The organism is Pelagihabitans pacificus (assembly GCF_009371985.2).
In the GTDB taxonomy this organism is placed as follows: domain Bacteria; phylum Bacteroidota; class Bacteroidia; order Flavobacteriales; family Flavobacteriaceae; genus Pelagihabitans; species Pelagihabitans pacificus.
This window is the reverse complement of record NZ_VIKU02000019.1, coordinates 1-902: the sequence shown is the minus strand read 5'-3', so window position 1 is coordinate 902 and position 902 is coordinate 1. Positions and strand designations below refer to the sequence as shown.

The window sequence follows — 902 nt, the reverse complement described above, 5'->3', positions numbered from 1 at the left end:
GGCAGCGGCAAGTATCGTGCTGAAGTCCACCGTCTGCGTACCGCCGTCCTCAAGGGTCAGGGTAAGCTCGTTGCTCGTGTTGTCAAGGCTGAAGGCCGTGATCTGCTGGTTGTCAGTGTCCAAAACACTTCCTTCTATCAATATCCAATCCGTACCGTTCCACTGCAGCATCTGGCCTACCGTGGTACCATCGGCCAGATTTTCCAAACCTACGGCATTGTCGGCAAGTTCATTGTTTGTAATCCCATCGGCAGATACTGCCAAGGTATACGGCGAAATGGTGGAACCCGATCCCGAAAGGGTCAGTGTACCATTAGTGGCTCCCACTACCTCGTTGCCGATAACACCATCGTTCTCCGTTACCGTAACCGAGCCAAGGTCCACCAGGGTCCAGTCCGTTCCGTCCCATTGGATTACCTGTCCTGTTGCCGTACCGTCTGCAATATTTTCAAGTTGAACCGCGTCGTTTGCCAATTCGTTGTTCGTTATTCCATCGGCCGCCACATCGAGGGTATAGGGGTCCCCAGATGTACCTGCGCCGGATCGGATAAGGGTCGCGTCCGTAGCATCGGTCACCTCGTTGCCAAGTACGGAATCGGCATCCCGGATATCTACTACGGCACTGCTCCCGTCACTGATGGTAAGCTCCACACTCTCGTTGGCCACACCGCCGATACCGACCCCAAGGTCTTGATTATCTGTACCATCAAAAGATGTAGAAGTGGTATCTTCAGAAATATAGGTATAGGTAATACCGTCTACTGTTGAAAGTGTAGTCACAGTGTCCGCGGGGAGCGCGATCACCGTGGGGGCGCCCGCCTCGTCCGTATAGGTCAGCTCGCGCGTGGCCGGGTCGAACGCAAGGGTGCCCACGTTCAGCGGGATGTTCACCGTGTTGTTCT

The 902-nt window shown here is 54.8% G+C and carries 1 protein-coding gene; it reads right to left on the bottom strand.

Annotated features, from left to right (window positions below):
• Positions 1–902: hypothetical protein (locus FK220_RS19970; protein WP_166205025.1), on the bottom strand; the 902-nt coding region annotated here is incomplete at both ends.